This window comes from Burkholderia sp. AcTa6-5, assembly GCF_017815075.1.
GTDB lineage: Bacteria > Pseudomonadota > Gammaproteobacteria > Burkholderiales > Burkholderiaceae > Burkholderia > Burkholderia sola.
Map to the genome: position 1 here is coordinate 1 of NZ_JAGIQE010000010.1, position 17,121 is coordinate 17,121.

At 66.9% G+C, this 17,121-nt stretch carries 14 protein-coding genes; 3 read left to right on the plus strand and 11 right to left on the minus strand.

Features of this window, described 5'->3' with window-relative positions; all coding sequences use genetic code 11:
• Positions 1-198, plus strand: a 198-nt coding sequence (locus J8I33_RS15080; protein ID WP_209937531.1) for a hypothetical protein, incomplete at its 5' end; no start/stop codon positions are given.
• Here J8I33_RS15080 and phaC read toward each other — a convergent pair.
• From phaC to J8I33_RS15095, 3 genes are all read right to left on the minus strand, one after another.
• Positions 177-2,042, minus strand: coding sequence for a class I poly(R)-hydroxyalkanoic acid synthase (gene phaC / locus J8I33_RS15085; protein WP_209937534.1), 1,866 nt, complete (start codon positions 2,040-2,042; stop codon positions 177-179). The genes J8I33_RS15080 and phaC overlap by 22 nt on opposite strands.
• A 361-nt stretch (positions 2,043-2,403) precedes the next feature.
• Entirely contained in the window at positions 2,404-3,243 is an 840-nt protein-coding gene (gene pgeF, locus J8I33_RS15090; RefSeq protein ID WP_209937536.1) for a peptidoglycan editing factor PgeF, read from the minus strand.
• 6 nt (positions 3,244-3,249) lie between these two features.
• Positions 3,250-4,458 carry an RluA family pseudouridine synthase gene (locus tag J8I33_RS15095; RefSeq protein WP_050013181.1) on the minus strand — a complete coding sequence of 403 codons (1,209 nt, stop codon included), beginning with the start codon at positions 4,456-4,458 and terminating at the stop codon, positions 3,250-3,252.
• 41 nt (positions 4,459-4,499) lie between these two features.
• On the opposite strand from J8I33_RS15095, the gene J8I33_RS15100 reads away from it, so the two are divergent.
• A complete protein-coding gene (locus J8I33_RS15100) occupies positions 4,500-5,324 on the plus strand; it encodes an outer membrane protein assembly factor BamD (RefSeq protein WP_046545840.1) in 825 nt (274 codons plus the stop codon).
• 133 nt (positions 5,325-5,457) lie between these two features.
• Here the strand turns inward: J8I33_RS15100 and J8I33_RS15105 are convergent, their stop codons facing one another.
• The 3 genes from J8I33_RS15105 to J8I33_RS15115 all read right to left on the minus strand — a co-directional run bounded on the left by J8I33_RS15105 (position 5,458) and on the right by J8I33_RS15115 (position 8,792).
• On the minus strand, positions 5,458-7,707 hold the full coding sequence (locus J8I33_RS15105; RefSeq protein WP_089488487.1) for an ATP-dependent DNA helicase: 2,250 nt from the start codon (positions 7,705-7,707) through the stop codon (positions 5,458-5,460).
• 55 nt (positions 7,708-7,762) lie between these two features.
• Positions 7,763-7,978 carry a YdcH family protein gene (locus tag J8I33_RS15110; protein ID WP_006478692.1) on the minus strand — a complete coding sequence of 72 codons (216 nt, stop codon included), beginning with the start codon at positions 7,976-7,978 and terminating at the stop codon, positions 7,763-7,765.
• A gap of 76 nt (positions 7,979-8,054) precedes the next feature.
• Complete coding sequence (locus tag J8I33_RS15115) at positions 8,055-8,792, minus strand: hypothetical protein (RefSeq protein WP_124637689.1); 738 nt, start codon at positions 8,790-8,792, stop codon at positions 8,055-8,057.
• Between the two features lie 155 nt (positions 8,793-8,947).
• Here J8I33_RS15115 and J8I33_RS15120 point away from each other — a divergent pair, with 155 nt between their 5' ends.
• A complete protein-coding gene (locus J8I33_RS15120) occupies positions 8,948-11,272 on the plus strand; it encodes a Tex family protein (RefSeq protein ID WP_124637690.1) in 2,325 nt (774 codons plus the stop codon).
• A gap of 115 nt (positions 11,273-11,387) precedes the next feature.
• On the opposite strand, the gene J8I33_RS15125 is transcribed toward J8I33_RS15120, so the two are convergent.
• The 5 genes from J8I33_RS15125 to J8I33_RS15145 all read right to left on the minus strand — a co-directional run bounded on the left by J8I33_RS15125 (position 11,388) and on the right by J8I33_RS15145 (position 17,097).
• On the minus strand, positions 11,388-13,304 hold the full coding sequence (locus J8I33_RS15125; protein ID WP_050013185.1) for a potassium transporter Kup: 1,917 nt from the start codon (positions 13,302-13,304) through the stop codon (positions 11,388-11,390).
• 275 nt (positions 13,305-13,579) lie between these two features.
• Complete coding sequence (locus J8I33_RS15130; RefSeq protein ID WP_006478688.1) at positions 13,580-14,176, minus strand: phosphoribosyltransferase; 597 nt, start codon at positions 14,174-14,176, stop codon at positions 13,580-13,582.
• A 7-nt stretch (positions 14,177-14,183) separates the two neighbouring features.
• Positions 14,184-15,530 (minus strand): adenylosuccinate synthase, encoded by a 1,347-nt coding sequence (locus J8I33_RS15135; RefSeq protein ID WP_050013186.1) that lies wholly within the window; start codon positions 15,528-15,530, stop codon positions 14,184-14,186.
• Positions 15,531-15,643: 113 nt separating this feature from the next.
• On the minus strand, positions 15,644-16,792 hold the full coding sequence (locus J8I33_RS15140) for an ATP phosphoribosyltransferase regulatory subunit (protein WP_069620837.1): 1,149 nt from the start codon (positions 16,790-16,792) through the stop codon (positions 15,644-15,646).
• Between the two features lie 113 nt (positions 16,793-16,905).
• Positions 16,906-17,097, minus strand: coding sequence for a DUF2065 domain-containing protein (locus J8I33_RS15145; RefSeq protein WP_012328623.1), 192 nt, complete (start codon positions 17,095-17,097; stop codon positions 16,906-16,908).
• Positions 17,098-17,121: the final 24 nt, after the last annotated feature.

Genomic DNA, 17,121 nt, shown 5'->3' on the forward strand with positions numbered 1-17,121 from the left:
GCCGCAATCTTCGCGAGCGAGCCGCCGAATTTGCCGACCGCGGTCCGCGCGGCCGATACGATCACTACATCCGTCATTTCCCTTTCCTCCAGGCCCGCACGACACGGCGCATCGTTACCGGCCCTGTTAAAAAAACTGCGGTGCGCCGGACAGCGTGCGCCGCTGTCCGGTTTTCGTCAATCGCGCTGCAATACGTAGCGCCCGGGCGCCGGCTCGATCACCGGGAATTGCGCGGAACCCGGCTGGGCCGGCGGCGCGACCTTGCGGCCGCCGTACGCGTCGAGCCACTCGACCCACGTCGTCCACCAGCTTCCCGGCTGCTCGGTCGCCGCGGCAAACCAGTCGTCCGCGGATTCGGGCAGGTCGCCATCGTTGACCCAGTAGCTGCGCTTCTTCTTCGCCGGCGGATTGATCACGCCCGCGATGTGTCCCGACGCGCCGAGCACGAACTTCAGCGGCCCCGACAGGATCGACGTCGACGCGTAGGCCGTCTGCCACGGCACGATGTGATCCTCGCGCGAACCGTAGATGAAGGTCGGCACGTCGATCAGCGACAGGTCGACCGATTCGCCGCATACGGTCAGCGCGCCCGGTTCGCGCAGCTTGTTTTCGAGATAGGTATGGCGCAGGTACCACGCGTACATCGGGCCCGGCAGGCTCGTCGAGTCGCTGTTCCAATACAGCAGGTCGAACGGCGCGGGCGTGCGGCCCTTCAGGTAGTTGTCGACGACATAGTTCCACACGAGATCGTTCGGCCGCAGGAACGAGAACGTGTTCGCGAACTCGACGCCGCGCATCAGCCCCGGTTGCGCCCCGTTCTTGCCGCCGATGGTCTGCTCGCGCATCTGCACGTGCGCCTCGTCGACGAACACGTCGAGGATGCCCGTATCGGTGAAGTCGAGCATCGCGGTGAGCAGCGTCATCGACGCAGCCGGATGTTCGCCGCGCGCGGCGAGCACCGCGAGCGCGGTCGCGAGCATCGTGCCGCCGACGCAGAAGCCGAGCGTGTTGATCTGCTCGCGCCCGCTGACCTGCTGCACCGCGTCGATCGCCGCGAGCAGCCCTTCGTTCATGTAGTCGTCCCACGTCTTGTGCGCGACCGATGCGTCCGCGTTGCGCCACGACACGAGGAATACCTGATGGCCATTCGACAGCGCGTGCGCGACGAGCGAATTCTCGGGTTGCAGGTCAAGGATGTAGAACTTGTTGATACACGGCGGGACGATCAGCAGCGGCCGCTCGAACACCTTGTCCGTCTTCGGCGTGTACTGGATCAGCTGGATCAGGTCGTTCTCGTACACGACCGCGCCTTCGGTACACCCGAGGTTCTTGCCGACCACGAACTGCGATTCGTCGGTCTGCGAAATCTTGCCGCGCTGCAGGTCGCCGAGCAGGTTCATCATCCCCTGCCGCAGGCTTTCGCCCTGCGTTTCGAGGATCGATTTCTGTGCGTCGGGATTGAGCGCGAGGAAGTTGCTCGGCGCGGCGGCGGCCGTCCATTGCTGGACCGTGAAACGGATGCGCTCGCGCGTCTTCGGATCGGTCTGCAGCGCGTCGGCCAGTTCTTGCAGATAGCGCGCGTTGAGCAGATACCAGGCGGCCGCGAACGCATGCGCGGGCGACGCCTTCCACGCGTCGCCGCTGAAGCGGCGGTCTTTCAATTCCGGCGACTCGAGCTTCGCGGCGGCCGCCTGCTGCATCAGCGTCATGCAGTCGCGCGCGTAATCGGCCTGCAATGCCTGGAGCCGTTCGGGCGGAATCGCGGCCACCGGCAGCTTCAGCCCCGCGAACGGCGACGCCATCGCGCCAAGGTTGGGCATCGACGGCATCTGGAACGGAAACGACGTCGGGAACTGGAATGTCGCGAACGGATTGACGGAGGCCGATGCCGTCGCGGCGCGCGCCGGATCGGCAAAACCACGCCACGCGTTCAACCACGACTCGAACATCTGCTGCATCGGCTGGGCGGCCGGATCGAAACCGGTGCTGCCCGCGGAAGTGCCCGCATGCGCGGACGTCGACGAATTTTTCGATGCTGTCATTACCTGCCTTACCGGTGATTCGTGAGCGTCAATCGTGAAATCCTGCTCGCGCGCGGCGTGCCGGCTGCGAGCCGGGCCGTCATGCTCTGGAGAGGCGTCTCCAGATTCTGCCGCAGTGCGGTATTTTTATCATTATCGTTTTCCCCATGTGAAGCGCGAGATCAAACCACTGAACATTTCTGCACGGAGATAATCCACGCGCAACAGACGGGACAAGGGTTCCGGCGAAACATAAAACATTTTTTCCGGCTTGACCTCGGGATTTTTCATTCAGTCGCGCATGCAACGCCGCATTGCCGCCTCAATATCGAGATAACCCGATTTCGCGGCGCAACAAAACCACGCGCGCATACGCATGCCGTCAATCGGCCAGCCAGATTGCCGCGGCCATGCGGCCCGTCACGCGGTCGCGCCGGTACGAATAGAAGCGCGCGCGTTCGGCGACCGTGCACGCCGTCCCGCCGCTCACGTGCGCCACGCCCGCACGCGCGAGGCGCAGGCGCGCAAGCGCGTAGAGGTCGGCCAGAAACTTGCCGGGCGCGCCGTCGATCGCGACGAACGCACGACGGGTTTCATCATGCTCCGACTGCGGAGCCGTGTCGAGAAACGCGTCGCGCACGTCGGCGCCGACCTCGAACGCCTGCGGGCCGATCGCCGGACCGAGATACGCATGCAGCGCGTCGATCGCGCCGCCCGCGAGCGCCGCGACGCGCGCGGCCGTCTGCTCAACGATGCCCGCCGCAAGCCCGCGCCAGCCTGCATGCGCGGCGCCGACCGCGCGGCCCTGCGCGTCGCACAGCAGCACGGGCAGGCAATCGGCCACCATCACCACGCAGACGGCGCCTGGTCGGTTCGTGACGCTCGCGTCGGCCCGCACCGGCGCCGTTGCAGCGGGCGCCGCGGCGATCACCTCGTCCGCCTGCACGATCTGCGCACCGTGAACCTGCTCGAGCCACGCGGCCCTCGGCTGGCCGGCGAGGGCAAGCACGCGCGCACGATTGACGGCGACATGGTCGGGATCGTCACCGGTATGCAGGCCGAGATTCATTCCGCCCGGCAGCGCGGCACCGTCCCGCCAACGCCCGTACGGGCCTTCGCTCACACCGCCGTCGCGCGTCGTGATCAGCGCGCGCACGCGCGGCGATACCCGCCAGTCGGGCCGCACGCAGTCCTGCCACGTCAACGGCCCCAGGTTCGTCATCGACACTCACTCCTCCTCATCGTCCAGGTACGGCTCGTCGTCGTGATACTCGCCGCCGAAATCGTCATCGTCGTAGACACCGTCGTCGTCGTCGAATTCCTCGTCGCCCTGCCCGAAGCCGAGCGCCGCGACCAGTGCGTTCATGTCGTCCGGCAGCGGGCAGCGCCACTGCATCGCCTTGCCCGTGACCGGATGCACGAGGCCGAGCCGCCACGCATGCAGCGCCTGTCGCGCGAACCCGTCCGGCAGCGGCGCGACCGAGCGCTTGCCGCGCGCGCGCCCGTAGACGGGATCGCCGAGCAGCGGGTGCCCGGCGTGCGCGCAGTGCACGCGGATCTGGTGCGTGCGGCCGGTCTCGAGATCGCACTGAATCGCCGATACCGGCTGACGTTGCCACAGGCATGTGTCAACCGTTCGGAAATGCGTACGCGCGGGCTTGCCCGACGCGCCGGTGACGACAGCCATGCGCGTGCGCTCGCGCGGGTCGCGGCCGATCGGCGCGTCGATCGTGCCCTCCTCGGGCATCGTGCCCCACACCAGCGCGAAATAACGGCGCTTCACCGTGCGGGCCTGCAGTTGGCGCACGAGATCCGTCTGCGCGGCCAGCGTGCGGGCGACCACCATCAGGCCGGAGGTTTCCTTGTCGAGCCGGTGGACGATCCCCGCGCGCGGCAGGCCGGCCGCCGCGTCGCCGTAACGATGCAGCAGACCGTTGAGGATCGTGCCGCTCCAGTTGCCGGCGGCCGGATGGACGACGAGGCCGGCCGGCTTGTTGATGACGACGAGCGCGTCGTCCTCGTAGATCACGTCGAGCGGCACCGGCTCCGGCGTGAACGCGAGCTGCTCGGGCAGCAGATCGGGCACGAGCTGGATCTTCGCGCCCAGCGGCACCGGCTGGCGGATCTTCGCCGGCGCGCCGTCGACGAGCACGCGCTGCGCCTCGATCCAGCTCTGCAGGCGGCTGCGCGAGAATTCGGGGAACAGTTGGGCAAGCGCCTTGTCGAGGCGTTCGCCCGCGAGCGACAGCGGCACTTCGACGATACGCGGCGCGTCGTCGCGCGCCGCGGACGGCACCACGGGCGGCGGCAATGCGTCGCCGGCCAGATCGTCATCGAGGGAATCCCCCGACGCAGCGTCGGCGGGCCGATCGCTTGGGCTATAATCTTCGCGATTTGGTGTGCCCGGCTGGGCATTCTGCGAACTTGAACGGGTCATTTAGACTGGGTCACCGAGACTTGAAGCTAGGACATGCGAGCATGATGAATTCGACCAAACGCACGGCCAGAACCGTCGCCGCCCGGGCTGCGGCGGTAGCGGCCGCGGCCCTCATCGCCGGCTGCCACGGCTTGCCGCAGAAGCAGGACGAGACGGCTACCTGGTCGAACAACAAATTATACTCAGAGGCCCAGGACGCACTGTCCGGCGGCGACTGGGGCAAGTGCGCGAAATATTTCGAATCGCTGCAAGGCCGCGATCCGTTCGGCCATTTCGCGCAACAGGCGCAGATCAACGTTGCCTACTGCAACTGGAAGGACAACGAAGCGGCAGCCGCCGACCAGGCCGTCGATCGCTTCATCCAGCTCCACCCCGATCATCCGGACATCCCGTACGCGTACTACCTGAAGGGGATGATCCACTTCAACGACGATCTCGGCCTGTTCGGGCGCTTCTCCGGCCAGGACATGAGCGAGCGCGATCCGCAGGCGCTGCGCGAATCGTACGATGCGTTCAAGGTCGTCGTCGACCGCTTCCCGAAGAGCAAGTACGCGCCCGACGCGGCTGCACGGATGCGCTACATCGTCAACGCGCTCGCATCGCACGAAGTGCACGCGGCCGACTACTACTACCGGCGTGGCGCGTATGTCGCGGCCATCAACCGCGCGCAGCTCGCGATCAAGGACTACAAGGGCGCGCCGGCGATCGAGGATGCGCTGCACATCATGATCCTGTCGTACGGCAAGCTGAACCAGCCGGAACTCGCCGAGGACACCAAGCGCGTGCTCGCCGGCACGTTCCCCGACAGCCCGTACGTGACCGGCCATTCGCGCCCCGGTACGAAGAAGTCGTGGTGGCAGTTCTGACGCACGGCGCGATGTAACATCCGTTGCGCACGCAAATGCGCACGCAAAAAACCCGGCCATCGAGCCGGGTTTTTTATTGGCGCCGCATTCGGGCGGCGCCGGGGCGTTCACGCGGCATGCGCCGCGCGTGCGGTCACGCGCCCTTGTCGGAGCGGCGCTCGTCGAAAAAATCCTGCACGACCGCGATCTCGCGCGTGCGCTTGAACGGCGGCAGGCTTTGCCAGATCCGGCGCCCGTAAGGCTTGTCGACGAGCCGCGTGTCGCAGATCATCAGTACGCCGCGATCCGTCTCCGCACGAATCAGCCGGCCCGCGCCCTGCTTCAGCGTGATCACGGCCTGCGGCAACTGGTGCACGGCGAACGGGCTCAGCCCCTTCTTCGTCAATGCATCGAGCCGCGCGGCCAGCACCGGATCGTCCGGCGGCGCGAACGGCAGCTTGTCGATCACGACCAGCGACAACGCATCGCCGCGCACGTCGACGCCTTCCCAGAAACTCTGACTGCCGACCAGGATCGCATTGCCGTACGCGCGAAAGCGGTCGAGCAGCTCGGTGCGGCTGGCGTCGCCCTGCACGAGCAGCGGCGTGTTCCAGCCGCGCGATTCGATCACGTCGCGCAGCTTCGACGCGATCCGGTCGACCGCGCGCAGTGTCGTGCACAGCATGAACACGCCGCCGCCGGATGCCTCGATCGCCGGCAGCGCGGCATCGAAGACGGCATCGGTAAACGCCGGCGACGACGGCTGCGGCAGGTTGCGCGGCACATACAGCAGCCCCTGCGACTGGTAATCGAACGGGCTGGCGAGCGTCATCGAACGACGCGAACTGAGGCCCATCTGCGCCGCGTAGTGCGTGAAATCGCCGCGCACCGACAACGTGGCCGACGTAAACACCCATGCGCGCGGCACGCCCGCCCGCTGCTTCGCGAAAATCGGCGCGACCGACAGCGGCGTTTCGTGCAGCTGCACGGTATGCGCGAACACCTCGACCCAGCGCACCTTCTCGTTCGGATCGCCCTCGGCAGCCGCCTTGTCGCCGGCTGCCGCCGCATCGGCCTGCGCGGCTGCTTCCGTCGCGCCGGGCGCGACCCAGCCGGCCAGCAGGTCCTGCAGCTCGCGCGCGCGCCGCAGGCACGCACCGAGCGATTCCGCGCGCTCGGCCTGGCCCGCGAGCGCCGATGCGAGCGCATCGAGCGCAGCGTCGAGCGCGTCGAGCGCGCCGAACATCGGGTGATCGTCGCCGAGCTGCGCGAGCGACATGCGAACGATCTGGTCGTTCGCGAACGCGAGGCGCAAGTCGCGCGCCGCGCGCTCGAGATCGCCGCCGAGCTTCACCCATTCGACCGCGTCGCGCGCATGGCTCAGGCCTTCGGCCACCGTGTCGCGCGCAAGCTCGAGGATCTGCGTCGTCGACAGCGTCTCGCCGAAGAACAGCGTCGCCGTCTCCGGCAACTGGTGCGCTTCGTCGAAGATGATCGTGTTCGCGTTCGGCAGCAGTTCGGCCATCCCCGTGTCGCGCAGCATGATGTCCGCGAAGAACAGGTGATGGTTGACGACGACGACGTCGGCCTGCTGGGCCTCGCGCCGCGCCTGCATCACGAAGCATTCCTTGTAGTGCGGGCATTCCTGGCCAAGGCAGTTGTCGCGCGTCGACGTGACCATCGACCACACGGGCGCGTTTTCCGGCACGCTCGCGAGCTCGGCCTTGTCGCCGCTCTTCGTGATTTTCGCGAAGCGGACGATTTCCTGCAGATAAGCGGTGTCCTGCCGCGACGGCAGCCGGCCGTTGTCGGCCGTGCGCTGCAGGTAGTAGTGACACAGGTAGTTGGCGCGGCCCTTGAGCATCGCGACCGTCACCGGCACCGCGAGCGCGTTGCGCACGGTGGGGATATCGCGCTGGAACAGCTGGTCCTGCAGGTGCTTCGTGCCGGTCGACACGATCACCTTGCCGCCCCACAGCATCGCGGGCACCAGATACGCATAGGTCTTGCCGGTACCCGTGCCGGCCTCGACGATCAGCGTGTTGTCGCCGGCGTCGCTGTCGGATTCGGTTGCCGCGGCATCCTCCGCGGCCGGCCCGCCCGGCTTGTCGGCGTCGCCCAGGCGGCGCGCCGGCCGCTTGCGGGTTTCGAAGATCTCGGGCTCGGGCATCCGGCGCGCCGACGCTTCCATCGCGGACGCGACCGCGCGCGCCATCTCGATCTGCGACGTACGCGGCCGATAGCCGTCGAGCGCGCGCGCCAGCAACCCGCCAACGCCAAAGATCGTGTCGAGTTCGTCGACGCGTTTGCGGCTCAGCTCGAAGGTGCCTTCGGGCGCACGAGCGCGCCCGGCGGACGTCGTGTCACGCCGGGCATCGGGGGTGGCTTCAAGCGGTGAATTCAAGGCAAGCGTTCCTGTGTCCAGCGCCCGGGCGGCGCCGGCGCTTGCCAGGCCGCGCTCAGGCGCGCTTATCCGGTTCGAGCTGCGATTGCAGCAAAATGATTTTGTCCTTGGCCGCCAGCTTTTCCTTCTTCAGCCGGTGCAGCGTGATGTCGTCGATGTCGGAGTGTCCTTCCTTCAGCTCGATCTCCCGAGCGAGCTGCTGGTGCTGCTCCTGCAATGCAGCCAAACGGTTGTGCAATTCCTGCTGCTGTTCCGTGTGACGGTTTTGCATACTTGCCTCCTCATCGAAGCAGCGCGACGACTGGCGTGCCGACGCGCCCGAGACTGATCCCGATCAATTCAACACGTTACTGCCCCTGCTGTTGCTGCTGCTTGGCCTTCTGGGCCGCTTCCTGCTGACGCCGCTCGACATCGGCCTTGTGCTGCGCGGCTTCCTTCTGCTTCTGCTCGTAACGCGTGGCGTTGTCCGCCCGCTCCTGCGCCTTCTGCGCGGCCTGCTGGTGCGCCTGGTCGAGCTTGCGCTGGAAATCCGCCTGCTTCTGGTCGTACGCCTGCTTGCTCGCCGCGCGTTGCGGCCCTTCCGCGCCGCGCTGCGCCTGCTTCAGTGCATTCTGCTCCTGCTTGTCGCGGAATGCAGCCGCGTTGGCCGCGTCGTTCGCCGCCCGCTGCGGCGCTTCCGCCGCGTTCTGGGCCTGCTTCAGCGCCTGCTGCTGGTCGCGCTGCTGCGCCCGCACCGCGCGCTGCTCGTCGTTGAGCGCGAGCTGCTCCTGGCGGATGCTCGCGCGCTCCTCGCGCATCTGGTCACGCGCCTTGCCCAGACAGTGATTGACGAAGAATTTGTTGTAGCAATCGTGCTCCGCCACCGCATAACGATAATCGTTTTCCGCGGAGCGTTGATTGAGCACTTTTTGACGGGCGTCGAAATCCGGGGCGGCGGAGGCGGCAACGGACGCGGACGCGGCGGCGTCCGAGGCCTGCGCGAATGCGCCGGAAGGCCCGGCAGACAAAGCCGCGGCGAGCGCTGCGCCGAGCGCGACGAGAGAAATACGGGAAGTTGGCAACGTCGTAGGAAAGCTGCGGGACATGTGTCAAATTCTATCACCCCCGGCTGGACGCTCCGCCATTTATGGCAAAATGCCCCGCTTCATTCACCCGCGGCCTCTGGCCCGCCGGGCAGCCCGCCGCTTCGGGCCTGCCGGCCCGCGCCGCGATTTCAGCAGGCAGACAGACCATCCACGACATGACGGAAACCGTAGCACTCAAGATCGTACAGCGCATCGCCACCGAACTGTCCGTCCAGCCGCGCCAGGTCGCGGCGGCCGTGCAACTCCTCGACGAAGGCTCGACCGTTCCGTTCATTGCCCGGTACCGCAAGGAAGTGACCGGCAACCTGGACGACACGCAGCTGCGCAACCTCGAGGAACGCCTCCTGTACCTGCGCGAACTCGAGGATCGCCGCGCCGCGATCCTGTCGAGCATCGACGAACAGGGCAAGCTGACCGACGAACTGCGCGCCGCGATCGACGCGGCCGACAGCAAGCAGGTGCTCGAGGACCTTTATCTGCCGTACAAGCCGAAGCGCCGCACGCGTGCACAGATCGCCCGCGAGGCCGGCCTCGAGCCGCTCGCGCACGCGCTGCTCGCGAACCCGCTGCTCGACCCGCAGGCCGAGGCGGCCGCGTATGTCGACGCCGACAAGGGCGTCGCCGACGTGAAGGCCGCGCTCGACGGCGCGCGCGACATCCTGTCCGAGCAGTTCGGCGAGACGGCGGAGCTGCTCGGCAAGCTGCGCGACTACCTGCACAGCCAGGGCGTCGTGTCGTCGGCCGTCGTCGAGGGCAAGGAAAACGAGGAAGGCGAGAAATTCCGCGACTATTACGACTACGCGGAAACGATCAAGACCGTGCCGTCGCACCGCGCGCTCGCGCTGTTCCGCGGCCGCAACGCGGGCGTGCTGACGATCAAGCTCGGCCTCGGCGAGGAACTCGACGCGCAGGTGCCGCATCCGGGCGAGGCGATGATCGCGCGCCATTTCGGCATCGCGAACCAGAACCGTCCGGCCGACAAATGGCTGTCCGACGTCTGCCGCTGGTGCTGGCGCGTGAAGGTGCAGCCGCATATCGAAAACGAACTGCTCACGCAGCTGCGCGAGACGGCCGAAACCGAAGCGATCCGCGTGTTCGCACGCAACCTGAACGACCTGCTGCTGGCCGCGCCGGCCGGCCCGAAGGCCGTGATCGGCCTCGACCCGGGCCTGCGCACGGGCGTGAAGGTCGCGGTCGTCGACCGCACCGGGAAGGTGCTCGCGACCGATACGATCTACCCGCACGAGCCGCGCCGCGACTGGGACGGCTCGATCGCGAAACTCGCGCGCATCGCCGCGCAGACGCAGGCCGAACTGATCAGCATCGGCAACGGCACCGCATCGCGCGAAACCGACAAGCTCGCGAGCGAACTGATCGCGAAACACCCGGAGCTGCGGCTGCAGAAGATCGTCGTGTCAGAAGCCGGCGCGTCGGTCTACTCGGCGTCCGAGCTCGCCGCGAAGGAATTCCCGGACCTCGACGTGTCGCTGCGCGGCGCGGTGTCGATCGCCCGCCGCCTGCAGGACCCGCTCGCCGAGCTCGTGAAGATCGAACCGAAGGCGATCGGCGTCGGCCAGTACCAGCACGACGTGAACCAGCGCGAACTCGCCCGCTCGCTCGACGCGGTCGTCGAGGATTGCGTGAACGCGGTCGGCGTCGACGCGAACACCGCGTCGGCCCCGCTGCTCGCCCGCGTGTCGGGCCTGAACGCGACGCTCGCGCGCAACATCGTCGACTACCGCGATGCGAACGGCCCGTTCCCGTCGCGCGAGCATCTGCGCAAGGTGCCGCGCCTCGGCGACAAGACCTTCGAGCAGGCCGCCGGCTTCCTGCGCATCAACGGCGGCGAGAATCCGCTCGACCGCTCGTCGGTGCACCCGGAAGCGTATCCGGTCGTCGAACGGATGCTCGCGAAGATCAACAAGCGCATCGACGACGTGCTCGGCAACCGCGAAGCGCTGTCGGGCCTGTCCCCGACGGAATTTGTTGACGAACGTTTCGGCCTGCCGACCGTGCGCGACATCCTGGCCGAACTGGAGAAGCCGGGCCGCGATCCGCGCCCGGAATTCAAGACGGCCACGTTCCGCGAAGGCGTCGAGAAGGTATCGGATCTCGTGCCGGGCATGACGCTCGAAGGCGTCGTGACGAACGTCGCCGCGTTCGGCGCGTTCGTGGATATCGGCGTGCACCAGGACGGCCTCGTCCACGTGTCCGCGATGTCGACGAAGTTCGTCAAGGACCCGCACGAAGTCGTGAAGGCCGGCCAGGTCGTCAAGGTGAAGGTGATCGACGTCGACGTGAAGCGCCAGCGCATTGCGCTGACGATGCGCCTCGACGACGACGCGGCAGCGCCCGGCATGACGTCGCGCGGCGGCCAGGATCGCGGCAACGCGGGCCGCGGCGCCGCCCGCCCGCAGCGTTCGCGCGAGCCGGAACCGGCCGGCGCGATGGCCGCTGCATTCGCGAAGCTGAAGCGCTGAGCACGCGAAGCGTCGACGCACAAAAAACCCGCCGAAAGGCGGGTTTTTTATTGCTTCGGCGACACGCGCCGCCTGCTCGGCATGGTCCGCCGCATGGACGGCCCCATCGCGCCCGTCAGATCTCGATCTTGGTGCCGAGCTCGACGACGCGGTTCGCCGGAATCGAGAAGAAGTCGGTCGGCTTCGCCGCGTTCTGATGCATCCACGCGAACACGCGCTCGCGCCAGATCGACATCCCCGGCAGATGCGTCGGCACCACCGTTTCGCGCGCGAGGAAGAACGACGTGTCCATCAGTTCGAACGTCATGTCGTGCGTGCGGCCGAATTCCTCGAGCACGGCCTTCACGTCCGGCGTCTCGTTGAAGCCGTACTCGGCCTTGACGATGTACAGCCCGCCGCTCGCATCGCGCGAACTCAGGCGCTTGTCGTCGCGCACGTACGGAATGTCGCGCGTGACGAACGTCAGGAAAATGGTCCGCTCGTGCAGCACCTTGTTGTGCTTCAGGTTGTGCAGCAGGCTGACGGGCACGAGCTTGTCGTTGCCGGTCAGGTAGATCGCGGTGCCCGACACGCGGTGCGGCGGATGCGCGAGCAGCCCCTGCAGGAACGGCTCGAGCGGGATACCGTCGGCCGCCGTGCGTTCCTTGACGATGTGACGCCCTTTGTACCAGGTCATCAACAGGAAGAACAGCAAGGCGCCGATGCCGAGCGGCAGCCAGCCGCCCTGCGCGACCTTCAGCAGGTTCGCGCCGAAAAAGCCGAGGTCGATCGCGAGGAACACGGTGATGATCGCACCGACCAGCAGCCGGTTCCAGTTCCACACCTTGACCATCACGACGCACGCGAGCACGGTCGTGATCACCATCGTCGCCGTCACCGCGATGCCGTACGCGGCCGCGAGGTTGTCGGAGCTCTTGAAGCCGACGACGATACAGAGGATCACGGCCAGCAGCAGCCAGTTCACGACCGGCACGTAGATCTGGCCGATCGCGAGCTCGGACGTATGCAGTACCTTCATGCGCGGCACGTAGCCGAGCTGGATCGCCTGCGACGTCAGCGAATACGCGCCCGAGATCACCGCTTGCGACGCGATCACGGTCGCGACCGTCGACAGCACGACGAGCGGCAGCAGCCCCCATTCGGGCGCCAGCAGGAAGAACGGGTTTTCGATCGCCTTCGGATTCTGGATCAGCAGCGCGCCCTGGCCGAAGTAGTTCAGCACGAGCGACGGCATCACGAGCCCGTACGCGGCGTACCGGATCGGCTTTGCGCCGAAGTGCCCCATGTCCGCGTAGAGCGCTTCCGCGCCGGTCAGCACCAGCACGACCGAGCCGAGCACGACGTACGCCTGCAGCAGGTGGTCGGCCATGAACGACGCCGCGTAATACGGATTGATTGCCGCGATGATGCCCGGCACGCGCACGATGTGGTACACGCCGAGCGCCGCGATCACGACGAACCACAGCACCATGATCGGGCCGAACAGCTTGCCGACCAGCGCGGTGCCGTGCCGCTGGATCCAGAACAGCGCGATCAGGATCACGATCGTGATCGGCAGCACGAGATGGGACAGGTGCGGCGTCGCGATCTCCAGACCTTCGACGGCCGACATCACCGAGATCGCCGGCGTGATCACCGCGTCCCCGTAGAACATGCACGCGCCGAATATCCCGAGCGCCATCAGCGCGCCCGCGACCCGGGTTTTGGAATCGAGCGGCCGCAGCGACAGCGCCATCAGCGCGAGCACGCCACCTTCGCCGTTGTTGTCCGCCCGCATCACGAATAGCAGGTACTTGACGCCGACCACCAGCACGATCGCCCAGAACAGCAGCGAGATCACGCCGAGAATCGACCCTTCGGTCAGCGGGATGCCGTGCGCGGGGCTGAACGCCTCCTTGAGCGAATACAACGGGCTGGTGCCGATGTCGCCGAACACGACGCCGATAGCTGCTATCGCTAGCGCCCGCATCGAGTGTTGTTGCGTCGAATGCGGCGCGTGTGCGGCGTCGGTCGCGTGAGTCGTGTCGTTCATATGAAGCGTAATAATCGGGTCCGGGTCGGACAAAACGAGCGCTATTCTACTCGCGCCCCCGTGAAACACCGCCCTGCCGTGTTGCCGTGGAACCACGCGATCCACGCTGCGCATGCAATCCGGCGCGAGCTGTGGCAGGGCTGCCATCATAGCCGGGGCCGCGCCGCCTGCCTATCGGGTACGCAACGCGCACCGCGTGACGCACCGCGCGCGCCAACGAAAAAACGGCGCCGCAAGCGGCGCCGTACAAGGCTTTCCTTCGATCGGCCGGCCGCTTACGCGCCCGAACCGTCGCGCTGCGCGCGACCGCGCTTGATCCACGCCTCGAGGTTGTGCGGACGCACCGTGTCCCACTCCTCGAACGGCTGATGAATCCACGGATTCGTCGGCAGGAACTGCGTGTGATAGTCCGGCTTGACCTTCGAGCAACCCTTGTACCAGAGCACAGCCGAACGCACGGCCGTGACCGCCGGATAGCGCTCCTTCAGGTGCTCCTGCACGCGCGCGAGCGTGACGCCCGAATCGACGAGGTCGTCGACCAGCAGCACGTTGCCCGCGAGATGGCCGCGCGTCATCGTGATGTACTGCGCGATGTCGAGCTCGCCCTGCTCGGTGCCGGCCGCTTCCCGGTACGAGCTCGTCGCGAGGATCGCGAGCGGCACGTCATAGATACGCGACAGCTGGTCGCCGACGCGCAGGCCGCCGCGCGCGAGGCACAGGATCTGGTCGAACTTCCAGCCCGACGCATGCACCTGGAGCGCGAGCAGCTCGATCAGACGGTGATACTCGTCCCAGCCTACCCACAGATTCTTGTCGTCGTTGCGCGGATCGGTCATCAAGTCTGCCGCCGTCATCGTGATTTGCTGCGTCATCTGGCAATTACACCTTGAACGGATGGCGGAGCAGGATCGTTTCGTCGCGGTCCGGACCCGTCGACACCATGTCGACCGGCACGCCAGCCACTTCCTGGACGCGGGCGAGGTAGGCCTGCGCATTCGCCGGGAGCGCGTCCCACGTATTGATCCCGACGGTGCTTTCCTTCCAGCCGGGGAACGTCTCGTACACCGGCTCGCAACGCGCGACGTCAACCGCGCCGCGCGGCAGGATGTCCACGTCCTTGCCGTCGACCCGGTAGCCGACGCACAGCTTCACTTCGTCGAGGCCGTCGAGCACGTCGAGCTTCGTCATGCACAGGCCCGACACGCCGTTGATCTGGATCGAGCGACGCAGCGCAGCCGCATCGAGCCAGCCGGTGCGGCGCGGACGGCCGGTGACCGACCCGAATTCCTTGCCGACGTTCGCGAGCGTGACGCCGATCTGGTCCTGACGCTGCGGGTTGTCCGCATCGTACAGCTCGCTCGGGAACGGGCCCGAGCCGACGCGCGTGCAATACGCCTTCGTGATGCCGAGGATGTAGTTGAGCTTCTGCGGACCGACGCCCGCGCCGGCCGACGCCGCACCCGCGACGCAGTTGCTCGACGTGACGAACGGATAGGTGCCGTGGTCGATGTCGAGCAGCGTGCCTTGCGCGCCTTCGAACAGCAGGTTCTGGCCCGCGTTGTTCGCGTCGTACAGACGGCGCGACACATCGGCCACCATCGGCTTCAGGCGGTCGGCATAGCCGAGCATCGTGTCGAGCGTGGCCTGAAAATCGACGGCCGCACCGCCCAGATACTGGGTCAGCACGAAATTGTGGAAATCGAGATTTTCGCGCAGGCGATCGGCGAACGTCTTCGCGTCGAACAGGTCCTGCACGCGCAGTGCGCGGCGGCCGACCTTGTCTTCGTACGCGGGGCCGATGCCGCGGCCAGTCGTGCCGATCTTGCCCGCGCCCTTGCGCGCTTCGCGCGCCTGGTCGATCGCGATGTGGTACGGCAGGATCAGCGTCGTGGCTTCGGAGATGAACAGACGGTCGCGCACGTTCACGCCGGCTTCTTCAAGCTCGCCGATTTCCTTGAACAGTGCTTCGGGGGACAGCACGACGCCGTTGCCGATGTAGCAGGCGACGCCTTCACGCATGATGCCCGACGGAATGAGGCGCAAGATCGTTTTCTTGCCGCCGATGATGAGGGTGTGGCCGGCGTTGTGACCGCCCTGGAAACGCACGACGCCCTGAGCGTGGTCCGTCAGCCAGTCGACGATCTTGCCCTTGCCTTCATCACCCCATTGCGTTCCCACGACGACGACATTGCGCCCGGGAGTCACGTTCACTGCGCTGGCAGACATGTTGATTCGTTAGCTGGTTAAAAACGTATTCTACCTATGTTCGCGGGCGTTTCCGAATTTTTCCGTTTCGCTTCAACGATATGCACGCCGAAGCACGGCCCGCGAACACCTCTTTATCGGGGTTCGACCACCCATGCGCCGTTACGCTCGACGAGCGAGCGATCGCACGCGAACTCGTCGAGTACGTGGTCATGGCCCGGCAGCGCCTGGATCACGACCTCGCCCGCATCGCGCAGCGCCGCGACGGCCGCGCCCAGTGCGTCGTCCTGCGCCCACGGCGCGAGAATCGCGGTGCCGCGCGCCTCGACCGGCGAGATCCGCGCGAGCTCGCGCAGGTCCAGCGAGAAGCCGGTCGCCGGACGGGCACGACCATAGGCCTGCCCCACGTGGTCGTAACGGCCGCCGCGCGCGATCGCGTTCGGCACGCCGTCGACGTAGGCGCTGAACATCGCGCCGCTGTGGTACGCGTAGCCGCGCAGGTCGGCGAGATCGATCGCGACTTCGACGCCCTTCGCCTGCGACGCAAGCTGCGCGAGATCGTCGAGCGCCCGCGTGATTTCGGGCAGCACCGGCAGGCGCGTGCGCGCCTCGGCGAGCACGCTCGCGTCGCCGTACAGATTCGGCAGCGCGCGCAGCGCGGCGCGCGTATCGGCGCCGAGATCGTCGGTGAGTTCGTTCAGCAGCGGCACGTCCTTGCCCGACAGCGCGTCGTACAGCGACTCGCCGCGCTCGGCAGCCTGCGCGTCGCGCGCCAGCAGCGCCGCGAGCACGCCCGCGTGACCGAGGTCGAGACGGATGCGCGACAGGCCCGCCAGATGCAGCGCATCGAGCATCAGTTGCTGGATCTCGAGATCGGCTTCGAGCCCGGCGTGCCCGTAGATTTCGGCGCCGATCTGGATCTGCTCGCGCGTCGCGTGCAGGCCGCGCGGACGCGTATGCATCACGTGGCCCGCGTAGCAGAGGCGCGTCACGCCCTGACGGTTCAACAGGTGCGCGTCGATCCGCGCGACCTGCGGCGTGATGTCCGCGCGCAGGCCGAGCGTGCGGCCCGACAGCTGATCGACCAGCTTGAAGGTGCGCAGGCGCAGATCGGCGCCGCCGCTCGTCAGCAGCGACTCGAGATATTCGAGCAGCGGCGGCATCACCATTTCGTAGCCGTACGAACGGAAGCGGTCGAGCAGCCTGCGGCGCAGCTCCTCGATCTTGCGCGCTTCCGACGGCAGTACGTCGGCGATATTCTCGGGAAGTAACCAGGTCGACATCGGTACGGTCCTACGACGGGAAACGGTGCGCGTCACGCGCGCCGCGAGTTGAATCGGAACTTCGAAATCGGGCGGAACGAACGGTGGATGCGCCGTCCGGATCAGGGTGCCGGTCAGGTCGCGAGCAACAGCAGCACGAGCCCGAGCACCATCACGATCAGCCCGCCGATCCGGATATGATGCGGCGGTCGCTCCGCTATTCTACGAAACGTGTCGCGCCATGCGGACGGAAACACGAAGGGGAATGCACCCTCGATAATCAGCATCAGCGCTACTGCGAGCAACAACGAGCCAGCCAGGTCCATGCGAGCGACGGCGCCGCTCGACGC